At 44.9% G+C, this 18,276-nt stretch carries 16 protein-coding genes and 1 pseudogene; 5 read left to right on the top strand and 12 right to left on the bottom strand.

Annotated elements, in window-relative coordinates:
• Nucleotides 1-2: 2 nt before the first annotated feature.
• The 3 genes from RTR76_RS15610 to RTR76_RS15600 all read left to right on the top strand — a co-directional run bounded on the left by RTR76_RS15610 (nt 3) and on the right by RTR76_RS15600 (nt 4,703).
• On the top strand, nt 3-3,143 hold the full coding sequence (locus RTR76_RS15610; protein ID WP_312522256.1) for a multidrug efflux RND transporter permease subunit: 3,141 nt from the start codon (nt 3-5) through the stop codon (nt 3,141-3,143).
• A gap of 169 nt (nt 3,144-3,312) precedes the next feature.
• Complete coding sequence (locus tag RTR76_RS15605) at nt 3,313-3,642, top strand: cupin domain-containing protein (protein ID WP_312522254.1); 330 nt, start codon at nt 3,313-3,315, stop codon at nt 3,640-3,642.
• Nucleotides 3,643-3,779: 137 nt separating this feature from the next.
• The gene (locus RTR76_RS15600; RefSeq protein ID WP_312522252.1) at nt 3,780-4,703 is read left to right on the top strand and encodes a DMT family transporter; all 924 of its coding nucleotides are present in this window, start codon (nt 3,780-3,782) and stop codon (nt 4,701-4,703) included.
• 364 nt (nt 4,704-5,067) lie between these two features.
• Here the strand turns inward: RTR76_RS15600 and RTR76_RS15595 are convergent, their stop codons facing one another.
• The 8 genes from RTR76_RS15595 to RTR76_RS15560 all read right to left on the bottom strand — a co-directional run bounded on the left by RTR76_RS15595 (nt 5,068) and on the right by RTR76_RS15560 (nt 13,518).
• Nucleotides 5,068-6,189, bottom strand: coding sequence for an amidohydrolase (locus tag RTR76_RS15595; RefSeq protein ID WP_312522250.1), 1,122 nt, complete (start codon nt 6,187-6,189; stop codon nt 5,068-5,070).
• Between the two features lie 28 nt (nt 6,190-6,217).
• Nucleotides 6,218-7,159, bottom strand: coding sequence for an LD-carboxypeptidase (locus RTR76_RS15590; RefSeq protein ID WP_312522248.1), 942 nt, complete (start codon nt 7,157-7,159; stop codon nt 6,218-6,220).
• An 86-nt stretch (nt 7,160-7,245) separates the two neighbouring features.
• On the bottom strand, nt 7,246-8,844 hold the full coding sequence (locus RTR76_RS15585) for a peptide ABC transporter substrate-binding protein (RefSeq protein WP_396145277.1): 1,599 nt from the start codon (nt 8,842-8,844) through the stop codon (nt 7,246-7,248).
• A gap of 1 nt (nt 8,845) precedes the next feature.
• Nucleotides 8,846-9,634 carry a serine hydrolase gene (locus RTR76_RS15580; RefSeq protein WP_312522244.1) on the bottom strand — a complete coding sequence of 263 codons (789 nt, stop codon included), beginning with the start codon at nt 9,632-9,634 and terminating at the stop codon, nt 8,846-8,848.
• Nucleotides 9,635-9,673: 39 nt separating this feature from the next.
• Nucleotides 9,674-10,651, bottom strand: coding sequence for an oligopeptide/dipeptide ABC transporter ATP-binding protein (locus RTR76_RS15575; protein ID WP_312522242.1), 978 nt, complete (start codon nt 10,649-10,651; stop codon nt 9,674-9,676).
• Nucleotides 10,652-11,656: an ABC transporter ATP-binding protein gene (locus RTR76_RS15570; protein ID WP_312522240.1), complete on the bottom strand. Its 1,005-nt coding sequence runs from the start codon at nt 11,654-11,656 to the stop codon at nt 10,652-10,654. It lies immediately after the preceding gene.
• 14 nt (nt 11,657-11,670) lie between these two features.
• Complete coding sequence (locus RTR76_RS15565; protein WP_312522238.1) at nt 11,671-12,582, bottom strand: ABC transporter permease; 912 nt, start codon at nt 12,580-12,582, stop codon at nt 11,671-11,673.
• 3 nt (nt 12,583-12,585) lie between these two features.
• On the bottom strand, nt 12,586-13,518 hold the full coding sequence (locus RTR76_RS15560; protein ID WP_312522237.1) for an ABC transporter permease: 933 nt from the start codon (nt 13,516-13,518) through the stop codon (nt 12,586-12,588).
• A gap of 332 nt (nt 13,519-13,850) precedes the next feature.
• Between RTR76_RS15560 and RTR76_RS15555 the strand changes: the two genes are divergently transcribed.
• Together RTR76_RS15555 and ddlA are read left to right on the top strand one after the other, a co-directional pair.
• Entirely contained in the window at nt 13,851-14,288 is a 438-nt protein-coding gene (locus RTR76_RS15555; protein ID WP_312522236.1) for a hypothetical protein, read from the top strand.
• 303 nt (nt 14,289-14,591) lie between these two features.
• Nucleotides 14,592-15,692 (top strand): D-alanine--D-alanine ligase, encoded by a 1,101-nt coding sequence (gene ddlA, locus RTR76_RS15550; protein WP_312522233.1) that lies wholly within the window; start codon nt 14,592-14,594, stop codon nt 15,690-15,692.
• A gap of 68 nt (nt 15,693-15,760) precedes the next feature.
• On the opposite strand, the gene RTR76_RS15545 is transcribed toward ddlA, so the two are convergent.
• The 4 genes and pseudogenes from RTR76_RS15545 to RTR76_RS15530 form a co-directional block, all read right to left on the bottom strand.
• Nucleotides 15,761-16,216 carry a hypothetical protein gene (locus tag RTR76_RS15545; protein WP_312522231.1) on the bottom strand — a complete coding sequence of 152 codons (456 nt, stop codon included), beginning with the start codon at nt 16,214-16,216 and terminating at the stop codon, nt 15,761-15,763.
• Between the two features lie 39 nt (nt 16,217-16,255).
• A complete protein-coding gene (locus RTR76_RS15540; protein ID WP_312522230.1) occupies nt 16,256-16,723 on the bottom strand; it encodes a hypothetical protein in 468 nt (155 codons plus the stop codon).
• Nucleotides 16,724-16,842: 119 nt separating this feature from the next.
• Nucleotides 16,843-17,922: a glycosyltransferase family 2 protein gene (locus RTR76_RS15535; protein WP_312522229.1), complete on the bottom strand. Its 1,080-nt coding sequence runs from the start codon at nt 17,920-17,922 to the stop codon at nt 16,843-16,845.
• Nucleotides 17,923-18,054: 132 nt separating this feature from the next.
• Nucleotides 18,055-18,276 (bottom strand): annotated as a pseudogene (locus tag RTR76_RS15530) (spore surface glycoprotein BclB); the annotation flags it as partial.

Genomic DNA, 18,276 nt, shown 5'->3' with positions numbered 1-18,276 from the left:
TTATGGCAAGGTTTTTTATCAACCGACCGATTTTCGCAATCGTTATCGCAATTCTCATTACGTTGGCTGGAGGCATTGCCGCATTTAACCTGCCGATTGCTCAGTATCCGCAAATTACTCCGCCCCAGGTTAGTGTTAGTGCGATATATACCGGTGCTAATGCGGATGTTGTAGAAAAAACAGTTGCTCAGGTTATTGAGCAGCAGGTTAACGGCGTAGGTGCCGTTGCCATGAGTTCAACTAGTGCCGATTCCGGCCGATACTCGCTGAATGTTAAGTTTGAATTGGGCGAAGACCCGGATATGGTAACGATGTATACGCAGAACCGGGTAGTTCAGGCTAATGCCGGTCTGCCGCAGGATGTACAGTTGACCGGCGTAACAACCCGTAAAGTTTCCCCTGATACGGCTTTGTACTTTAGCCTTGTATCGCCGAAGGGTGATTATGACAGTGTTTTTCTCAAGAATTATGGCAGTATTAATATCATAGATGATATTCGCCGCGTCAAAGGCGTAGGTGATGTTGGCGAATACGGTACCGACTTCGGTATGCGTATCTGGCTGAAGCCCGATAAGCTGGCGCAAATGAAGATCACCGCTGCCGATATTGCCAGTGCTATTAAAGAGCAGAATGTGCAGGCTCCGGCTGGCACAATCGGCCAGTTGCCTTCCGTTGCGCAGCAGGAGTTTCAGTACACTGCCAGCGTGCAAGGCCGCCTAGTTACGGAAGAAGACTTCCGAAAAGTAATTATCCGGTCTCAGCCCGATGGTTCAGCAATTCATCTGGGTGATGTTGCTACCGTTGAGCTAAGTGGTAAAGATAATACCTTTAAAAGCAGCTTCGACGGTCAGGATTCGGTTGTTTTTGCCGTTCAGCTGACAACAGAAGCGAATGCCCTTGAAACGATTGCCGGTGTCCGCCAGGTTATTGAAGATGCGGCAAAACGTTTTCCTCCAGGTATGGAATACAGTATCCTTACTGATAATACAAAATATATCCGTGAGTCGCTGGAAAAAGTATTCCATACCTTTATTGAAGCATTAGCGTTGGTGCTTATTATTGTATACTTATTCCTGCAAAGCTGGCGGGCTACGCTGATCCCAATGCTGGCAGTACCGGTTTCGCTAATTGGGACATTTGGTGCGTTTGTTTTGCTCGGCTTCTCTATCAATACGCTTACATTATTCGCGATGGTTTTAGCCATTGGGCTGGTCGTCGATGATGCTATCATAGTTGTGGAAGCAGTAGAACATCATATGAGACACTCGGGCCTAGGTCCCAAAGAAGCAACAATTCGTGCCATGGACGAAGTGTCCGGTCCGGTTGTCGCCATTGCGTTTGTACTGGCATCTGTTTTCATTCCAGTAGCGTTTTTTGGTGGTACTACTGGTGTTCTCTACAAACAGTTTGCCCTGACAATTGCTGTATCGATGGCATTGTCGGCCATTGTTGCACTAACACTGACACCAGCATTATGCACCTTGCTGCTCAAGCCCTATACAGGTGAAAAGAGCACAGGAATGCTGGGGAAATTCTTTGACTGGTTTAACAATTGGTTTGACCGTATGACAGAGAGTTATTCCAACGGTGTTAAACGCTCGATTCGCCGGGCTGGCCTGTGGGGTGTGGGATTGGTAGTAATCTGCATATTGTGTGTGGGTATGCTGAAGATTATTCCCTCGACTTTCGTACCAAGTGAAGACCAGGGTTTTATGATGTCTGTTGTCAGCCTGCCTGAGGCAGCCAATATGAACCGTACCCGTGCGGTTGCTCAACAGGTAGGTGAGATTTACCGTTCGCTGCCAGGTGTTGAAAATACTGTAGAAATAGCTGGCTACGACATCCTGGCAGGCGGTCAGAAATCGAATGGCGCAATGGTCATTGCCAGTACGAAACCTTGGGCAGAACGAACCGAAGCGAATATGCAGTTAAATTCGATTATTGGTCAGGCAATGGGTAAGGTGAAAGATATACCGGAAGCTACTGTTTTTGCTTTTAACCCACCTGCATTGCCGGGGATCGGCGCTGTTGGCGGTCTGACATTTATGATCCAGGACCGGGGCGGATCCTCCCTGGAAGAAATGAATACAGTATCACAGCAATTCACGGCTGCTGCCCGTCAGCGTCCGGAATTTGCAATGGTCCAATCCAGTTTCCGGGCAGACACTCCAGCCTACCGATATGACATAGACCGGGAAAAAGCGAAAGCACTGGGAGTTCCTGTTCAGGATATATTTACAGCCCTGCAAACTTTCCTTGGCGGTGTGCAGGTTAATGATTTTAACCGCTTTGGACGAACCTATAAAGTTATGCTGCAGGCTGAGCCCCAGTTCCGGTCTGATGCAGAAGCGACCCGGTTCTTCTTTGTCCGTAATTCAGCTGGTGATATGGTGCCGCTCAATACACTGGTTAAACCTGTTGTAACCAGCGGTCAAACATTAATCAAACGCTTTAACGGTTATCCGGCTATGCAAATTAATGCAACAACCGCTGCCGGATATAGCTCGGGCCAGGCCATGCAGGCTCTGGAAGAAGTAGCGGCTCAGACACTGCCTAATACCTTTACCTACGAATGGGCAGACTTAAGCCGTGAAGAAAAGCTTTCCAGCGGTCATACACCGGTTATATTCGGCTTTGCCCTGCTGTTTGTATTCTTGTGTCTGGCAGCTTTATACGAAAGCTGGAATATTCCTTTTGCCGTATTGCTTTCCGTTCCCACAGGGGTATTAGGTTCTGTACTGTTCCAATATGCCCGTGGACTTGAGAATAGTGTATATATGCAAATTGGTCTGGTTATGCTGATCGGTCTGTCTGCTAAAAATGCCATACTGATTGTCGAGTGGGCCAAAGTCAGGACCGACAATGGTATGGAACCGGTACAGGCTGCTATTGAAGCAGCGAAACTCAGGCTGCGCCCCATTTTAATGACTTCTTTTGCCTTTATTTTGGGCTGCATACCGTTAGCATTATCAACTGGAGCAGGTGCTGCAGCGCGGGCTGCTCTAGGGACAACCGTTGTTGGTGGTATGCTGATGGCCACCTGCCTGGGAATTTTTCTGGTTCCTGTATTGTTTGTTGCTATCGAATATGGAACTGCTAAGTTCAAAGCTTTTCGGGCAGGACACGCCAGTAAGCAAGCTTAAAAAAAAAAACAAACCTTCTGTTGCAGCATATTTGCTGTAACAGAAGGTTTTGTTATTTCCTTATTTATTACTTATAAAGACCGCATCATGAAAAATAATGAGCTGTGGAAGGATATGTGGAAACCTATCTTGTAGTAATTAGGATGTATTTTTATGAGGAGATGATCTTATGATTTTGGCAAAAGAAAATGCGATGATTAAACAGTTGAATGAAAAATGCAGCCGGAGTATACTCGTCTACAGTGATGCAATTATGCTAGTTGAATTCCGCTTCAAAAAAGGCGGTGTAGGTGAAGCTCACAAGCATGCCGATCATGAACAGGTCGGATATATCGCGAAAGGATCGTTTGAACTGACTGTAGGAGATGAAAAACGGATTGTTTGTGCTGGTGACAGCTATTATGCAGCCCGTAATGTACTGCATGGCGTAGTTGCATTAGAAGATGATTCAGTAATTATCGACACCTTTACACCAAAACGGGATGATTTTTTGCTGTAATTAAGCTATGATGTTCTAACAAGGCCTTTCCTGCGGACTGGTCGCTTGCAGCAATTATAGTCATAATGAGCGGGTTGATTTTGCACAGCATTGAGCATAAGATGCACAGCATATAACGATACGGCAGGTGATCGATCTTGGAAACTAAAAAAGACAGACCAATTTTTTTACTGTTGCTGTTTGTGTCGATGCTCTGGGGTGCAAACGTAGTATTGATTAAATATCTTACTCAATATTATCCGCCTTTAGCATTGGCACCTATCCGTCTTACATTGGCTACCTTTTTGCTAGTGCCTCTTGTTTTGTACAAGCATGGTTTACAGATACCAACACGACAGGCCTGGCTGCCTATAACTGGAGTAGCGACCTTTACTATTTTTCTTCATCAGATCACACTAAATCTGGGAGCGGCAACTACCAGCGGCACACATGCCGTGCTTATCCTTGGCTTGAATCCGCTGCTGACTACAGTATTGGCAAGCTTTCTTGTGAAGGAGTCATTTTCATTGGCGAAAGGACTGGGAATTATTCTCGGTTTCAGTGGCGTTTTGCTTGTTGTATATGGCAAAACAGAGACATCGACGCTGTACGGTGATAGTATCATGGTCGGTGCTATGGTTACATTTGTGATTGGTTCACTTTTTGTGAAGAAAAGTACGGCCTTATTGTCACCGCTGCTGGTTACTGCCTACAGTCATATCCTGGCCTCTGCCGGATTGGTGATTGTGGGATTGTTTGCCAATACAGTCTGGTACTATGAAGGCGCCTTTGATTTCTGGCCGCTGTCTTTAGTGTTATTCTCAAGTTTTGTTTGTACTGCGCTTGGTGCAGTTTGGTGGAATACGGGAATACAGCGGGTAGGTGCTTCAACCGCCTCTGTATTTCAGAATGGTATTCCGATATTTGGTGTTTTTGCTGCTGCTTTGTTCTTAGGGGAGACCATTAACTGGAATCATGTGGCTGCGTTAGCACTTGTATTAGCGGGTGTAAGTCTCGCAACTGGAATATGCCGTCCTGATTGCCTGCTGAGAAAATCTCGGGCTGCAGAAGGGGATGAATAATAGAACGGGGCTGTCTCAAATAGATTTAAAAACCTAATTGAGACAGCCCCGTTTGTAGCTGGAGGGGAAAGCCTGGGCTCGTCCTTTTGTCATCGCCACAAAAGGACCAAAAAGTCTAGGCCTAATCTTCCAATAGCCTTGGAAAATTGGCGTCTTACTAAAATTCGTAAACTCGCTTACGCGAGTTTCGGAATTTTAGCAAGCAAGGCCTTCTTCCAAGGCTATTTCTGTACAGGTCTTGATTTTTTGGTGCTTTTGTATCAAGACAAAAGTACATAACCGTATATTTGCCTATTACTAAACTAAGGGAAACAAAAAGAGCGGCTGCCTCAAGCGTTAGTGCGACAGCCCCTTTCTATTATATTTACTCAAGCAAATCGATGGCGGTCATCGCCATCGCCTTTGCCCCGACCAAGATTCTCTGCTGTGCGTAGTCTGATGCTGCCGCTTCAGCAAATTGGGGTGTGTGGGCAGTAATGCCGCTACCGATAGTAATATCGGGATGAATAGTAGGAATGCAATGGCTGACATTACCTACATCCGTAGAACCGTCGGCATCGTCTTCTTCCAGGAGCGTTATTTCTTCTCCTAATAACGACATATTATGCTTATAAAAAGTTAATAGGGCAGGATCATTTTTAAGCTCTTTAAACAGAGGCTCATAATGAACTGTTTCCACTGTAGTGCCGGTGGCCAGCGCAATTCCCTCGGCTAAGCGCCGCATACCAGGAAGGACAGTGCCTTCTAAATAATCAGAGGATAAAGCCCGAACCGTAAATTTTGCTGCCGCCTGGTCAGGAACTATATTAGGGGCTGTGCCGCCGTTAGTAATAATACCTGCTAAAATAGTTTCTTTTGTGAAGGTTTGACGGAGTGTTTTTAATCCCTGATAAAAGAGAATGAGTGCATCAAGTGCATTGACACCTTTCTCGGTTTTGCTTGCTACATGAGCGGGTCGGCCATAAAATGTTACTTTCAAGGGATGAGTAGCATAAGAAGTTCCGCCCATATAATTTCCGTCTGCAGGATGAATGATCAGCGCTGCCCTGAGACCTGAGAAAACACCGTCAGCCGACAGCTGCACTTTGGAACCGGTTGTTTCCTCGGCAGGGCACCCGATTAGATAAGAAGTAGCCTGATTACCGGCAACAGCTGCAAAGGCTGCAGCCGCTCCGAAGCTCATAGCTGCAATTAAATTATGGCCACAAGCATGGCCTAAGCCAGGCAGTGCATCGTATTCGGCTAGAAAGGCAATTTTGGGATTCCCCTTACCTTTGGTGGCAATAAAGGCTGTTTCGTAGCCGCTGATACCACTTTGTACGGAGAAGCCTTTTTGTTTTGCCAAGGAAACAAGGCAATTAGCAGCCTCATATTCCTGACTGCCCAATTCAGGGTTCTTGTGTAGAAATAAACTAAGTTCCCTCAATTCAGGAGCCATGGAATCTACTGTAGTAATGATTTGTCTTTTTAAAAAATCTTTATTCACTGTTTACCTCCTAGGGGGCATACAGCCCTTAGTCAATTGTCGCTGCTTCCGTTATAGTGAGGCCTCCCCGTTCACTGCACAGCGTTGCAGCAACACCGAGCGGAAGGGTTGCTTTATGAGGAGTATGCCCAAAATGCAGATAATAGAGAACCGGCTTGCCAAGAGTACCCAAGCGATCCTCAAGTACCTGAGCAACTGTAAAGTCAGCAGCTTCTTCATCGGGAGTGCACCCCGAGCAGACATCAACAACAATTCCAGCCGATTGCTGTAGTTTACCAGCCAGCAGGAGTTGAGTCAGCATCCGGTCGAGCCGGTAGGGTGCCTCGCCAACTTCTTCCAGACAAAGAATCTTACCCCTGGTATTGATTTCATATGGAGTGCCGAGCGTAGCTGCAATCAGGCTTAAGTTGCCTCCGGTGAGTATGCCGTGAGCGGTTCCGGGAGCAATGAATATGGGGGGGGGAGTAAGCGGCGGGTTAATGATGGCCCCAATGGGGGAAGCAGCAGTGAATGCTTTAAAAAAATAATCCTGTGTATAAAGAGGGATATCCCGTCCCATATCAGAAGCAACCATCGGTCCGTGGAAGGTTACAAGACCTGTCCGCTGACCTATACTAAGATGGAGAGCCGTAATATCGCTGTAGCCGACAAACACTTTAGGATGGTCTCGGATAAGAGCGTAGTCTACTAGGTCCAGCAGCCGCATTGTACCATAACCACCGCGAAGGCAAATAATGCCGTTGACGGTAGAGTCAGCAAACATAGCATTAATGTCGGCAGCTCTCAGATCATCAGATCCTGCCAGATAGCCCCATGTTTGATCGAGGGTTGCTCCTGTTCTAACATGAAATCCCTGGGCTTCTAACCAACTTATTCCTGCTTGAGCCGACTGCATATCTCCTGGGCTGGCCGGGGCAATAACGCCAATTGTGTCTCCGGGGGAAATTTTCTTGGGCTTAAGCGAATGCAAGCTACCGCCTCCTCATAGGTAATTTCACTAAGCAAGGGATATGCGCAAAGTTTGCAGCATATCCCTTATTTAATGTGTTAGATTATTTATTTTTCGATATAGGCAGTTTTAAAATCTGCCAGGCCGAGGACTGACCAAAAGTAGCCTTTGACAGATGGCTTGACTACAAAAGGCTGAGTCGTATAGTAGATGGGAATAATGACTGCGTCATCAAAAAGCAGTTTTTCAGCTTCATGCATAGCTGTGAGGCGCACAGGCTGATCTAGTGTTGACTGAGCTTTTTCAATTAATTTGTTATAAGAAGAGTTATGATATTTGGCATCATTGCCGGGATCCGTAAAGACATCCATGAAGGCCATTGGATCAGCGTAATCTCCGATCCAAGAGGCCCTGGCAATTTGAAATGTTCCCTGCGAGCGGGATTCTAAGAAAACTTTTGATTCCTGATTGGATAGAGCAACAGTTACGCCCAAGTTTTGCTTCCACATTTCCTGAATGGCCTCAGCAATTGATTTGTGCATTTCACCAGTGTTAAATAAAAGCGTAATAGGTGGTAAGCCCTGGCCGGCAGGATAACCAGCTTCCGCTAGCAGCTTTTGAGCCTGCGCTTTATTTTCTGTAGCATAATTATTGCTTTCATCCCGGAAATCCTTGCCGTCAAAGGACAGCCCGGGAGCTACCCAGGCATAGGCAGGTTTTTTGCCGCCTTTGACCACATTGTTAACAAGTGCTTCCCGGTTGATCGACTGGGAAAATGCCTGTCGGACTTTCACATTATCAAAAGGGGCTTGCTGCGTATTAAATACATAGTAATAAATACCCAGATAAGGTGAAATTTTGAGCAAGCCGGCTTGTGTAAGGCGGTCATGTTCAACAACAGGCGGTTCTACCATCATGTCAGCCTGATTGTTTTCGACCAGAGAAAGGCGCGTGCTTTGAGAGTCGCTGATAGGCCACTCCATTTTTGCTAGTTTCACAGCTGTGGCATCCCAATAGTGGTCATTTTTAGCAAATTCAATTTTGCTGCTGTGAACCCATCCGGTGATTTTAAAAGGTCCATTGCCGACCAAAGTGGCTACTTCAGCAGACCACTTATCGGGGCTGGCGGTTACAATTTTCTTGTTGACGGGATAGAATGCATGGAAGGCTGTTAAGCTTAAAAAGTAGGCTGTTGGCTTATCAAGAGTTACTTCCAGTGTATGGTCATTAATTGCTTTTATGCCTACCTGATCAGCGGTAACTTTTTTTTCATTGTAGGCTTGAGCATTTTTGACAGGAAATAACATGTAGGCATTTTCTGAAGCTAATTCGGGGCTCAATGCCCTTTTCCAGGCAAACTCAAAATCATAAGCAGTGACCGGGTCGCCGTTGGTCCATTTGGCGGCATTTCGCAAATAGAATACATATTTAAGACCGTCAGGTGAAACATCCCATTTTTCAGCTACTCCTGGTACAGGCTGATCCTGTGTGTTCAGACGCGTTAAGCCTTCGAATAGCTGAAGCTCAACCAAGGATTCAGGAATTGCTGTAGATTTTGCGGGATCTAAGGTAGCTGGTTCAGCTTCCAGCACATAGCGGAGAGTCTGTCCAGTATCACTTGATTTGCCACATCCTGCTAATAAAGTTGGTAGCATTGTAAATATTGTTATAACGGTTAATACAGTAATTACTTTTTTAACACCCATGTTAGTGCTCCTTATGCATAAGATATTCATAGGTTACCTTGCCAATTAAGGCAACTAACTGCAGGCCTTCATAATTAGCCGCATGGCCATCTGTTAATACACAAACTATGTAAGGCGCATGTGGTAAATATAATATTCCGCCATCATGCTCTACACCAGATAATGTGCCGGTCTTATGGGCAATTACTATTTCTTCAGGTAGATAAAAGGGCAGCTTATCACGAACCTGTTGTCGTTTTAAAATATCCAGCATTAGCGTACCATATTCGCAGGGTACTATTTGCGAAGCATAAATATGGGAGAAGAGGAGTGCCAAATCGCCAGCAGACGTAGTATTCTCCAGACCACGTGATGCAGCTTCAAAATCCATCATTCGCCGTCTGAGCGTAGTAGATGTTAGGCCAAGCGTGGCCATGGTTTTGTTGACACTGTCCATGCCAATCCGGTCAATTAGTAAATTAGTAGCAGTATTGTCGCTAAGAATAATCATTAATGTTACCAGCTCCCGGATTGTCAGGTTTAACCCGGGTTGCAATTCGGTAAGAATGCCCGCGCCACCGGTTTGAACATCGCTGGTAACCGGCAGACGCTCGTCTAATGAAATTGTTCCTGCGGCTGCCTGAAGCATGACTTCAACCATAATAGGCAGTTTGATCATGCTGGCGGCAGCAAAGCTTGTCCTGTGACAGTATTCCCACTTTTCACCTGTGGGCAGATTGACTATGACTATTGAGCAGCGTCCTGGAAATGCTGCTAATAGTTCCTGTATTTTAAGCTGTAATTTATCCATATAAAAAGGCTCCTTTGCAGCTAAGCTAAATAAAAAATGCTATTGTTTCCCTATTAGATGGCAAGCAGTCATATGCCCTGCTCCATTGTCAATAAGCTCAGGCTGCTGTTCGGCGCAAAGGGGCACAGCTTCTTTGCAGCGGGAACGGAATTTGCAGCCAGCCAGGGAATCAAGCGGCTGTTGAACGTCACCAGTCAGGAAAATTCGTTTGCGGTTAGCCTCTACTGCCGGATCGGGAATAGGGATAGCGGATAATAATGCCCGGGTGTAAGGATGTTGAGGCTCTCTATACAGCTCAGCACTGTCGGCTATTTCCACAATTTTACCAAGATACATAACCGCTACCCTGTCGCTGATATGCTTTACCATTGCTAAGTCATGGGCTATGAATAAGTAGGTTAATCCCAGCTCAGCCTGAAGCCTTTCCAATAGGTTGACAACCTGGGCCTGAATGGAAACGTCTAAGGCGGAAATGGGCTCATCACAAATAATAAAGCTGGGGTTTACAGCTAGAGCACGGGCTATGCCAATTCGCTGCCGTTGGCCGCCGCTGAATTCGTGAGGAAACCGATTGGCCTGCTCGTGGTTTAGACCCACCAAATGCAGCAGCTGCGCGATTTTTTCGAATCGGTCCCGGCCGCTGGCAAGATTATGAATAGCTAGTGGTTCCCCTATAATATCGCCGGCAGTCATGCGCGGATTCAACGAAGCGTAAGGATCTTGAAAGATCATTTGCATGGAACTGCGCAGAAGTTGCTGCTGCTGCTGAGTTTTGATCTTCTGCCCATTAAATAAGATCTCTCCGTCAGTTGGTTTATAAAGGTGAATAATTGTCCGGCCAAGAGTAGATTTGCCGCAGCCGCTTTCGCCAACAAGACCCAGAGTTTCACCCTGACGAATAAAGAAGCTCACATCATCTACCGCTTTTAAGTAGGCAGTAGGACGTCCAAAAAAATCGGTATTAACAGTAAAATACTTCTTTAGATTATGTACTTGCAGAATGCACGGTTTTTCCATTTACTTGTTAGCCTCCCGGTGAATCTTTGATGCACCCGGATGCTGGAGCCAGCAATTTACACTGTGCTTATCAGTGATTACGCTGGTTTCGGGATAATAGTCAGCGCAGATATTCATGGCATAGGTGCAGCGGGGATGGAACGGACAGCCGCTAGGCATTTGCAGAAGATCGGGTGGCTGTCCTTCAATGATGGATAATTTCTGTTTCTGTGGTGCATCCATGCGTGGAACGGATTGCAGCAGGCCCCACGTATAAGGATGCTGGGAATTATGAAAAATATTTTCTGCTGGGCCTGATTCAACAATTTTACCTGCATACATAACAAGGACACGGCTGCACAAGCCGGCAATTACGCCAAGATCATGAGAAATGAGAATTATAGCCGTATTCAGCTTAGTCTGCAAGTCCTTCAGTAAATCGAGAATCTGCGCCTGAATCGTAACATCAAGGGCTGTTGTAGGTTCGTCGGCAATTAACAAACGGGGATTACAGGAGAGTGCCATTGCAATCATTGCACGCTGCCTCATACCACCACTGAACTGATGCGGGTAAGTATAAATGCGTTCTTCCGGTGAGGGGATTTCTACCATGCGGAGCAGCTCTATTGCCCGGGCATAGGCTGCTTTTTTGTCCAGCCCCAGGTGTAGCTGTAATGATTCGGCAATTTGCAGGCCAATGGTGAGCACAGGGTTAAGTGCGGTCATGGCATCCTGAAAGACCATACTAATAGCATGACCGCGCAGCTTCTCCAATTGCTGTTCAGACTGTTCAAGTAAGTTGTTGCCTTCAAAAAAGATTTTTCCACTTGTATACCGGCCGGGCGGTGTTGAGATTAACTGCATGATTGCATGAGCGGTTACGCTCTTACCGCAGCCTGACTCACCAACTATGCCTACAGCTTCCCCCGGATAAACATCAAAATGTATTCGATTTACTGCCTGTACAGTACCGGCATACGTTTCGAAAGCTACAGATAAATCTTCTATTGTTAACAGTGGGTACATTTATGACTGCCTCCTTACCGCCGTACACGGGGATCTAATGCATCCCGCAGGCCATCACCAAGAAAATTAAAGGCGAGCATAGTAATACTGATAGCCAAGGCAGGAAAAAGCAGCTGAAAGGGATAGGAGCGTAAGCTGGTAACGCCTTCTGATGCCAAAACTCCCCAGCTTGCCATGGGAGCAGCAACTCCTAGGCCAATGAAGCTTAAGAATGCTTCAGTAAAAATAGCTTCCGGAATGGCTAGTGTCATGGTAATGATAATAGGGCCAAGGCTATTGGGGATTAGATGAGAAAATAAAATGCGCCACTTGCTTGCGCCAATTGTCCGGGCGGCGAGAACGTACTCTTGCTCTTTTAAGCTTAAGATTTGACCGCGAACAATTCTGGCCATACCCAGCCAGTAAGAAATTCCAAGAGCAATGAAGATATTAGTGAGCCCTGGAGTAAGAAGTACCATTAACAGTATGACATATAAGAGTACAGGTATACCGTACAAAATATCTACAATATTCATCATAACTCGGTCAACCCGACCACCGAAGTAACCGGCGATGCCTCCATACACTACGCCAATTGTAAGATTAATCAGGCTTGCCACAATCCCAATTGACAATGAGATCCGGGCGCCGTAGAGAACGCGGATAAACAAGTCACGGCCAAGGTTATCGGTACCAAACAAATGCTCTGCGCTTGGCGGGCGATTGGTTGCATTGAGATTTTGATCGGAATAAGAAAGTGAAGACAGCCAGGGACCAATGACGGCAATGAGAACAATAAACAAAATGATATATAGACCAAGCATGGCAAGCTTGTTTTTTTTCAGGCGGCGCCATGCATCTTGATGATAGGAAGTAGTAGTCAGGGTCGCACCTGCAGCTGGCCCGTGCTGCTGAAGAGGACAAAAAGAATCGCTTTTTAGCTGCATGACTTAACCCTCCTGATTATCATTTATTTTTATACGAGGGTTGAGTAAGGGATAAATAAGATCGACAACCAGATTTAGCCCAATAACCAACACGCTGTAAAATACGGTTATACCAAGAATAACCGTATAGTCACGGTTGTATATACTAGTCACAAAATGCCGTCCTAAGCCGGGTATGGCAAAAATTGTTTCAATGACAAAGCTCCCGGTCAATACGGCGGCAGACATGGGGCCAATATAAGTAACTACCGGCAGTAATGCATTCTTAAGAGCATGACGGTATAAAATTACCGTTGGCGAAAGCCCTTTGGCCCTGGCTGTTTTAATGTAATCCTGAGCAAGGACCTCCAGCATACTTGAACGGGTCAGTCTGGCAATAAAAGCCATTGGATGCCCGGCAAGTGATAAGGCAGGCAGCAAGATGTATTCCGGGCCTCCCCACATGGCTGCCGGCAGCAGACTTAACTTTACTGCGAAGATATAGATCAGCAGGGTAGCCAGTACAAAACTGGGAACTGATACCCCCATAGTTGCCAAGAGCATGGTGCTGTAATCTTGCCAGCGATTTTGCCTGAGAGCCGCGAGTGCACCAGCCGGTACTCCCACCAGCACTGCTAATCCAATACTTACCATTCCTAATTGAAACGATACGGGAAAACTCTCCTTGATAATATCGTTGACAGTCCGGCCCTCATATTTAAAGGATGGTCCCAAATCAAACCGTATTAAATTGGTTAAGTAGTCAATGTACTGCTGCCAAAGCGGATCATTGAGACGATAGCGCTCTTCAATGTTTTTTAATACAGCCGCCGGAATGTTTTTTTCGCCGGTAAAAGGCCCGCCTGGAATCGCATGCATCAGCAGGAAAGTAATGGTAATAATGGCTAGCAGAACAAAAATAGAATTGAGTGTGCGGCTTACTATATAACGCAGCAAATAAAACACCTCTATTAATAAGAGTTATAACAGGTACATTCGGTACCTCAACTCACAGATAAGCTCCAATATTTGCATATTCAGGCCTGCGGGGAGTAATTATTCGCTAAAAAACAGCTAAAGTCCTGCATTATCAAAGTGATTCCCATTCTCACGGTTCCTGTAAACGCTTGTTGCTAGTCGCTGCCGGCTATAAGCCACAGTTTAATCTCAACCTGTAAATAGTATTTTATTTAGTCTGCCGTTCCTTACGATTATTAATGTAACCTTTCATAACAACAAGAATATTATACATTAGGCAGATAGCCCAACATGGAAAGGAGCGATAGAATATGGGTATTCCGAAATGTTTCAATTTCCTTGGTTGTTTAGAAGTAACGCTGGTCCTCCGTGATTATAAAACAGTTACAGGTAGAATCGTGGGAGATGTCGACAACGATCGCAAAAAAATTGGCGATCATAAGAAGGACTGGGATAACAAGAAGGAATGGGATCACAAAGAAGAAGATAAATGCTGCAACGAAGTGGATGTAAAAGTGAATGTAGAAGATAAAGCTGATTTTATTTTGATTGAGCTGACAAGAGCAGCTGAATCGGTAAGTCTTCAATCAATTGTTGTAGATGGTGGTTTTGAAATTACTTGGGTAAACGTATTATTTCCAATCGGCTCATGTATAGCTGTTAATGTAAGCGATATTATTTACGTTGGTGTGAATGCTACTATTGATACAGAATCATTTGGAACTCTTATCGCTACAACAACGCCATAACTTTTAGTTCTCTATCAATTACCATTTACATGCCTGGCAGATATGTCATAAGGCAGGTCGTTATTTGAGCTGCGGCACATAGTTGTGAAAGGCCCTATAGAAAATAGTCCGTTTAAACCGCCTAAGACGCTAAGTTTTAGGCGGTTTGCTTGTTTTTTGAAATAAGAATGGCATAAGCTGCCGCCTGGGTCCTAAAGGACTTGGTGTAGGCAAGTCTTTCGAATAAATAATCTGTAGATTTGCAGGGGATAACCATTAAAAGCGGAAATAAAAATAAAGAAAGATGTTAGGAGGGAATCATTGATGGGAAAAATTAATGTAGGGATTTTATTTGGCGGCAGATCTGCTGAACATGAAGTTTCTCTTCAATCAGCTAAAAATGTTATTGATGCAATTGATAGAGAAAAATACGATATTACGTTGATCGGCATTGATAAAGGGGGGCAATGGTATTTAAATGACAGTTCCCGCTTCTTGCTAAACAGCCATGATCCTAAGAAAATTACTCTTGATAAGACAGAAAAAAAAGTTGTATTAGTTCCTGGTGAAGAGAGTAAGGAGCTTGTTACTATTGCCAGCGGTGGCAAATCGAGTAATATTGATGTTATATTTCCCATATTGCATGGACCTTATGGCGAAGACGGGACGGTACAGGGGCTGCTAAAACTGACGAACATTCCTTTTGTTGGTGCCGGAGTACTTGGGTCGTCAATCGGAATGGATAAGGATGTAGCCAAAAGACTGCTGCGCGACGCAGGTATCCCGATTGCTAAATTCCTGGTTTTTCACAAATGGCAGCGCTCTGGTATTACCTTTACTGAGGTCCAAGAGCAGCTCGGACTTCCTTTGTTTGTTAAGCCGGCCAATGCAGGTTCATCAGTGGGAGTGAGCAAGGTAAGAACAGAAGAAGAATTCAAAAGAGCTTTAAATGAAGCCTTTGCTTTTGACTCAAAGATATTAATAGAAGAATTTATTGAAGGCCGTGAAGTGGAATGTGCTATTTTAGGCAATCAACAACCCATGGCATCGCGCGTTGGTGAAATTATTGCTCAACAAGATTTTTATTCGTATGAGGCCAAATACATAGATGAGAATGGGGCAATCCTGAACATTCCTGCGAAAATATCAGAGGATACGGAAAAGCAGATCCAAAAATTAGCTCTTGAGGCTTTCCAGGTGCTTTGCTGTGAAGGCCTAGCCCGGGTTGACTTTTTCCTTACTAAAGAAAATCGGATCATTATTAATGAGATCAATACGATCCCTGGTTTTACTAAAATCAGTATGTATCCAAAGCTTTGGGAAATCAGCGGAGTTCCGTATCGTGATTTAATTGATAAGCTTATCCAGCTTGCCCTGGAAAAACACGCTGCTGAACAGCAATTAAAAACATCCTATAATAGTTAGTACCTAGTTAAAATTCCAAAGGTCCATCGTTTCCTTGCCGGAAGCGATGGACCTTTGCTGTCTATAAGCTATTGAACTGTTACCCATAGGTCGGTAGCCCGATTTGATTCACTAGTATTGGGGATGACTTGGAGCTTTCCTTTTCCAGGACTTTTAGCGATAAATACAATCTTGCCAGTTGGCTGCTGTTCCTGCTGCTGCAAATAATCACCAAAGAAATTTGGCCCGCCGGAAGAGGAAAAACGGGTATTTTTGGTAAGACCCTTTGCGGGCTGAAGAATTAAGCGCTGGCCGACCTTTAAGGTAATATTATTGGCAGAGAGCTGTACTTTATCACTTTCTCCATAATTATAGGTTATCACAACATCGCTCATTTCTGCTGGTTTGCCGGGAGTTGATGGGACTGTCGGTTTTTGCGGGTCAATCGGGTTTAGGTTGTTGCCTGAGCAGCCTCCTAACACTATGGCGAGTAATAATAAACCGGTAGCGAGATAAATAAACCGTTTGCTGCGAATCATGTTCATCAAATAACCTCCATTTCTTGCTGGATTTAGTTTATTTATTCAATTAGACGGGCTGTCACTTGTAACCAATAAGATCCATTTCATACCAACGCCAATAACAGCTCCAATCAACATTCCTAGTATACCCAGCCAAATGGGACCGAATGTAATGGCAAAAAGTGTGAAAACTGGCGAAAGTATAACACCTATTGTTCCGAAGTAAGCACTGCAGACAGAAGGTAAAAAAGAGTAGCGAAAAGTAGTTGCTCCTGCATCGCGGTAAGCATCCCAGATCGCAAAAATATAGACGCAGGGATAAAATAACATCCATTGGTAGTTGGCAATTTCAATTGCTTGCCTTGTTTCACCCAGGAAGCTATAAAGAATAGCCTGATTAATGTTACCGTTCACATTAATTAGAAACTCTAGCCCTAAAAACACGAATCCTTTAACGATGCGGCCATTTAAAATTTGGCCAAAGCCAGGAAAAGCGATACTCCAGAAAACCATTTCAAGGGGTGATTTCATTTGTATGCTCATTCCTTTCGCTAGCGGATTTTGTTTTCCATTAGGAATACCAGCGGCTTAAGCGAGTTAGTCAATTCACAATAAGCCGAATCCTAAGTAGGGAGTCGCTATTTAGTTAGTCATTTTTTATCGAATAATAACCCTTGAAAATACTGTCGGTTGTACGCAATTTTAGGATCATCAGGAATATACTTGGCCGCAGCTTCGTTATGGGTATAGGCTTCTTGATGCTTGCCAAGCCGGTCATAACAGACACAAAGCTGCAGATGAGGCAGCCAGGTCCAGCAGGCATGATTAATGGTTCCCCAGTTCTCAGACGGTTTTTCTAGTTGTGTAGCCAGCTCATACCAAAACGCCGCCTGTTTATACTTAGCATCCAGCATGTGATGAAAGCCCAGGCGGCAGCAGAATTCTGCCCGCGGTGTATCATATGCAAAGGACTCAAGCATATAGCGGAAAGAATTTGTTCTGTCATTAATCCCGGCATAACAGTCTGCCAGTTTGCCGCAGGACGCAATATTGTCTTCTACCCAGCCTTGCTTGGTCGCTAAAAACCGTTGATAGTATTCGATCGCTTCAGCAGTACGCTGATGATCGCGCAGTTCATTCGCATAGTAGTACAAATCCCGCGGAGAAAAGTCCTCGCCGGCAGCCAGCCTTTTGTCATAAATTTCAATATTTCTATTCGCATCATGGCTAAGCGGCTGATGAGTAACTGCAATTTCACCATTAATAATATGACCATGTACGGCCAGATATTCATGGACCGCCCCAATCCATGTGAAATTTTTAACACGCTTTACCAGCCGGTTACGACGCAGACTGGAGTTCACTTGCCCGTTCTGATCAACGCTTAAATTATAATGCATCGTTACAGAATCTACAGCAGGATCGAGTGTTTCTTTCAGCTGGAGAAAACGCTTACGATCTTCTTCCAAAATAACATCATCGGCATCAAGCCACAGAATATAATCCATAGTCGCCAGACTGAAAGCAAAATTGCGGGCGGCAGCAAAGTCCTGTACCCAGGTAAAGTGATGGATTTTAGAAGTAAAAGTACTGCATATTTCTTTGGTTTTGTCAGTAGATCCCGTGTCTACAATGATAATCTCATCAGCGATGTTTTTTACAGATGTCAGACACCTTCCAATAACGTCCTCTTCATTCTTGACAATCATGCAAAGGCTAATCGTAATCAATCCTGTCACCTCTTAATTAATCGTTTGTTATCATATATATTCACAAAGGTGCAATATGATAAAAAAAGCCTTCTATTTTTCATAGAAGGCTGAAATAAATTAGATTAAGCGCAGATAGAGCTTTTAGTACTGTTACTCAATGGTCATTCCTGCGCTGGCATAGCCGGCGATTACGGTTGCTACATCCAGACCTGCTGTTACGGTTGCGGAGAAGACCAGTAACAAACGCGTCTGTGGAGTAACCGGTATGGCAAGACCTGTTGTAATACCATTGCTGATAGTTCCGAGTGCAAGAATACCGGTTAAAGCAGGCGCCAAGGTTACAAGAGCACCAGGCACTGCCGTAAACGTGTT

The sequence above is a fragment of the Anaerospora sp. genome (assembly GCF_032013335.1).
GTDB lineage: Bacteria > Bacillota > Negativicutes > Sporomusales > DSM-15969 > Anaerospora.
This window is presented reverse-complemented; position numbering and strand designations above follow the sequence as displayed.

Coding starts and splice junctions, on each gene's coding strand:
- RTR76_RS15565 (WP_312522238.1), bottom strand. CDS start 12,582: ATGCAGCTAAAAAGCGATTCTTTTTGTCCTCTTCAGCAGCACGGGCCA.
- RTR76_RS15570 (WP_312522240.1), bottom strand. CDS start 11,656: ATGTACCCACTGTTAACAATAGAAGATTTATCTGTAGCTTTCGAAACG.
- RTR76_RS15540 (WP_312522230.1), bottom strand. CDS start 16,723: ATGAAATCACCCCTTGAAATGGTTTTCTGGAGTATCGCTTTTCCTGGC.
- RTR76_RS15610 (WP_312522256.1), top strand. CDS start 3: ATGGCAAGGTTTTTTATCAACCGACCGATTTTCGCAATCGTTATCGCA.
- RTR76_RS15555 (WP_312522236.1), top strand. CDS start 13,851: ATGGGTATTCCGAAATGTTTCAATTTCCTTGGTTGTTTAGAAGTAACG.
- RTR76_RS15545 (WP_312522231.1), bottom strand. CDS start 16,216: ATGAACATGATTCGCAGCAAACGGTTTATTTATCTCGCTACCGGTTTA.
- RTR76_RS15585 (WP_396145277.1), bottom strand. CDS start 8,844: ATGGGTGTTAAAAAAGTAATTACTGTATTAACCGTTATAACAATATTT.
- RTR76_RS15605 (WP_312522254.1), top strand. CDS start 3,313: ATGATTTTGGCAAAAGAAAATGCGATGATTAAACAGTTGAATGAAAAA.
- RTR76_RS15580 (WP_312522244.1), bottom strand. CDS start 9,634: ATGGATAAATTACAGCTTAAAATACAGGAACTATTAGCAGCATTTCCA.
- ddlA (WP_312522233.1), top strand. CDS start 14,592: ATGGGAAAAATTAATGTAGGGATTTTATTTGGCGGCAGATCTGCTGAA.
- RTR76_RS15575 (WP_312522242.1), bottom strand. CDS start 10,651: ATGGAAAAACCGTGCATTCTGCAAGTACATAATCTAAAGAAGTATTTT.